At 69.7% G+C, this 3,980-nt stretch carries 3 protein-coding genes and 2 pseudogenes; 4 read left to right on the top strand and 1 reads right to left on the bottom strand.

The annotated features are described in order from the left end of the window. Positions 1-411: 411 nt before the first annotated feature. Entirely contained in the window at positions 412-1,497 is a 1,086-nt protein-coding gene (locus tag DIZ27_RS44645) for an IS110 family transposase (RefSeq protein ID WP_109383947.1), read from the top strand. Positions 1,498-1,522: 25 nt separating this feature from the next. After that, positions 1,523-1,825: pseudogene (locus DIZ27_RS44650) on the top strand (IS6 family transposase); the annotation flags it as partial. A 74-nt stretch (positions 1,826-1,899) separates the two neighbouring features. Here DIZ27_RS44650 and DIZ27_RS44655 read toward each other — a convergent pair. After that, a complete protein-coding gene (locus tag DIZ27_RS44655) occupies positions 1,900-2,613 on the bottom strand; it encodes an IS6 family transposase (protein ID WP_109383948.1) in 714 nt (237 codons plus the stop codon). 79 nt (positions 2,614-2,692) lie between these two features. Here DIZ27_RS44655 and DIZ27_RS44660 point away from each other — a divergent pair. Beyond that, positions 2,693-2,896 (top strand): annotated as a pseudogene (locus DIZ27_RS44660) (M23 family peptidase); the annotation flags it as partial. A 75-nt stretch (positions 2,897-2,971) separates the two neighbouring features. Continuing rightward, positions 2,972-3,980: IS630 family transposase (locus DIZ27_RS44665; protein WP_109383949.1), on the top strand; the 1,009-nt coding region annotated here is incomplete at its 3' end.

The raw sequence follows: 3,980 nt of genomic DNA on the forward strand, positions 1-3,980 counted from the left end.
GCGCTGGGCCACCTGGTGGCCTGCGGCGTTGACGGCGACGGCGGTGTGGGACGACTTGTGGGGATCGATGCCGATCAGGATCACAGGCTGCTGTCCTCGCACTCGATGAGACAGGAAGGGGAGTGCGGTGGGCACCCTGACTTGAAGTCACCGTGTCACCTTCATGCCTCTGTCGAGCCACACCGCGCGGGTGTCGGCCGGCGGCGGCACGCTATCAGTGAGCCAGCCCGAGGGCGGCAAGGAGCACTGCGGGCCCGTGCCGACCGACACCCTGGACGCTACGGCTGCAGACCGAGCGTCTGGGGTCGATTCAACAAGTCAGGAGCTTGGTCCAGAAGCCCCGTCACTGTCTTGTCCACCCGCCCGACCGGCGCGTGCCGCCCTCGGAACGGACACGCCACAAGGACGGACATGACCAGCATGACGCACGACGSCCCGSAGATCACCGGCGGAGTCGACACCCACGGCCTGACCCACCACGCCGCCGTGATCGACCCGGTCGGCCGGCACCTGGCCGACCGGGAGTTTCCCGCCASCATYCGCGGCTACCGGGACCTGCTGGGCTGGATGCGCTCGCACGGCACCCTGGTCGCGGTCGGGGTGGAGGGCACCGGCGCCTACGGTGCCGARCTGGCCCGGGTGCTCACCGCGGCCGGCGTCACGGTCATCGACGTCGACCGCCCGGACCGCAAGACGCGGCGGATGAAGGGCAAGTCGGACCCGATCGACGCCTACGCCGCCGCGACCTCGGTGCTCTCCGGCCGGGCCACCGGCACGCCGAAGAGCCGGGACGGCGTCGTCGAAGCCGTGCGCGTGCTGAGAGTCGCCCGCCGCAGCGCGGTCAAGGCCCGCACCCAGGCAATGAACCAGATCCGGGACCTGCTCGTCTCCGCGCCCGCGATGCTCCGCGAGCAGGTCGCCGGCCTGCAACGGGCAGCACTGATACGGACCCTGACCCGGCTGCGGCCCGGCGACGACCTGTCCCGCCCGCTGACCGCCACACGGGCGGCCCTGCGCCGCCTGGCCCGCCGCCACCAAACCATGGACGAGGAGATTGCCGAGCTGGACGCCGAACTCGCACCGCTGACCCGGCAGGCCGCCCCCGCGCTCCTGAAGCTCTACGGTGTCGGCCCCGAGACCGCCGGCCAGCTGCTGGCCTCGGCCGGCGACAACCCCGAACGGATGCGCTCGGAAGCCGCGTTCGCGCACCTGGCCGGGGTCGCACCGATCCCGGCGTCCTCCGGCCGCACCCACCGCCACCGCCTCAACCGCGGCGGCGACCGGGCCGCCAACAACGCCCTGCACACCATCGTCCTGGTGCGCATGCGCTACGACGAACGCACCCGCGCCTACGTCGAGCGCCGCACCAGGGAAGGGCTGCCGAAGAAGGACATCATGCGCTGCCTCAAGCGATTCGTCGCCCGCGAGGTCTACCGCGCCCTGACCAGCACACCAACCAAACGAATCGGTCAAACCGACCTCGCTCCTGCCGCTTGACATCTATAAGGAGCATCCGGGTGGGATGATCTTGGAGTTGGTCGTGCCGGGGAGGGGTTCGCTCGGGTCGTCCGCGTCGCCGTCGTACCAGCGGCACCGGTACCCGGTGGAGATCATCTCCCACTGCGTGTGGCGGTACGTCCGTTTCCCGCTCAGCTTCCGCGAGGCCGGGGAGCTGATGCCCGGGCGCAGCGCGCTCGTCTCCCGCGAGACCGTCCGGCGGTGGTGTGCGCAGTTCGGGCAGGCCTACGTCAACGGCCTGCGCCGCCGGCGGCCCCGGCCCGGGGACACGTGGCACCCGGACGAGGTCTTCATCAAGGTCAACGGCGTTGTCACGTTGTTGGGTGGGTGACTGTCTGATGGCGCGTCGGGGCGTGGTGGGCTTGCGCTTCGGGCCTGGGGTCAGGCCGTGGTGGGCCGGCCGGCGGCGCCGGTGATCTGCTCCCAGCTCACGAAGCGGACGGTCATCTCGGTGCGGTGGCCGGGGGCGGTCATCAGGTGGCGGCGGGGCCGGAAGTGGGGGGAGATGCCGCTGAACGCGGCCAGGAACCGCTGCGCGGCACCCATCGAGCGGAAGCCTTTCATGGCGCGCTCGCGCTGCCGCGTGGGCTGGTGGCTGTTCTCGGCCCGGTTGTTCAGCCCCTTGTGGGAGCGGTGCTCGACCGAGGGCATCACCTCGCGGTGGGCGGCGCCGTAGGAGCGGAGCTTGTCGGTGACCACCACCCGCGGCACCGACCGAGTCTTCTTCATCAGCTTCCGGAAGAAGCGCCTGGCCGCGGCCGTGTCCCGCTTGCTCTGGACGAGGATGTCGAGCACGTTGCCGTCGGCGTCGACCGCGCGCCACAGGTACCGCTGCCGGCCCTGGATCTTGACGAAGACCTCGTCGAGATGCCATGTGTCGCCCGGCTTCGGACGGCGCCGGCGCAGCGCGTTGGCGTAGGCGAGGCCGAACCGGCGCGTCCACTGGTGGATCGTCTCGTAGGAGACCTCGATGCCGCGCTCCAGCATCAGCTCCTCGACGTCGCGCAGGCTCAGGGCGAAGCGGTGGTACAGCCACACGCAGTGCGCGATGATCTCCGGCGGGAAGCGGAAACCCCGGTACGACGGCGCGTCCACGAGCAGCCCCTCCAGCGACCCCAACCAGACAGATGATCATGCCACCGGAGAAGGGCTCCGCTCAACCTGACAACACCGTGCCGGTGGTTCCGCGACCGGCGCCCACGTGCACTGGAGTCTGCGTACGTACGACGCCAACTACGCCGGCCAGTACACCTGGCTGAACGGCCGCACCATCGGCGGCTGGACATGGTGGAACGGCTCCAGCCAGTACTCCGGCTGCGGCACCCGTTCCGGCTACACCGCCTGCCCCGGTACGGCGATCTACAACCGCACCAGCTGACAACCGATCAGGCCTGCGCCCGCGAACCCGCTAGTGTCGTGAGTCTTCAGTTCGCTATAGAAATAGGCTGTGGGCATGGCACGCATGGGTCGGCCGACGGTCGAGGTGGTTCTGACGGACGAGGAGCGAGAGACGCTGCTGCGCTGGTCACGGCGGGCGACCTCCTCGCAGGCGCTGGCACTGCGCTGCCGGATCGTGCTCGCGTGCGCGGACGGCGGCTCGAACACCGCCGTGGGCAAGGAACTTGGGGTCCATCCGGTCACGGTGGCCAAGTGGCGCAAGCGGTTCGCGGCCGGCCGGCTTGAGGGCCTGTCCGACGAGCCGCGGCCGGGGGCGCCGCGCACGGTGGACGACGAGAAGGTCGAGGAGGTGGTGGTGCGCACGCTGGAGACCACCCCGAAGAACGCCACGCACTGGTCGACCCGGGAGATGGCGGCGGCCAGCGGGCTGAGCCAGTCCACCATCTCGCGGATCTGGCGGACCTTCGGCCTCAAGCCGCACCTGGTGGACACCTTCAAGCTGTCCAGGGACCCACAGTTCATCGAGAAGGTCCGTGACGTCGTCGGCCTGTACCTGGATCCGCCGGAGCGGGCGATCGTCCTCTGCGTGGAYGAGAAGTCGCAGATACAGGCACTGGACCGGTCCGCGCCGGTGCTGCCGATGATGCCCGGCATGCCCGAGCGCCGCACCCACGACTACCTGCGCGGCGGCGTGACCACCCTGTTCGCCGCCCTGAACACGGCCACCGGCGAGGTCATCTCCTCACTCCACCGCCGGCACCGGGCGGTGGAGTTCAAGAAGTTCCTGGCCAAGCTGGACAAGGAGGTCCCTGCCGACCTCGATGTGCACCTGATCTGCGACAACTACGCCACCCACAAGACCCCCGCGATCCAGAAGTGGCTGCTGGCCCACCCTCGCTTCCACCTGCACTTCACCCCGACCAGCTCTTCCTGGCTGAACCAGGTCGAGCGCTGGTTCGGTCTCCTGACGGACAAGCAGATACGACGCGGGGTTCACAAGAACGTCCAGGCCCTGGAGAAAGACATCCGGGCCTGGATCACCGACTGGAACGACAACCCCCGGC

The organism is Streptomyces sp. NWU339 (assembly GCF_003143855.1).
Taxonomy (GTDB): domain Bacteria; phylum Actinomycetota; class Actinomycetes; order Streptomycetales; family Streptomycetaceae; genus Streptomyces.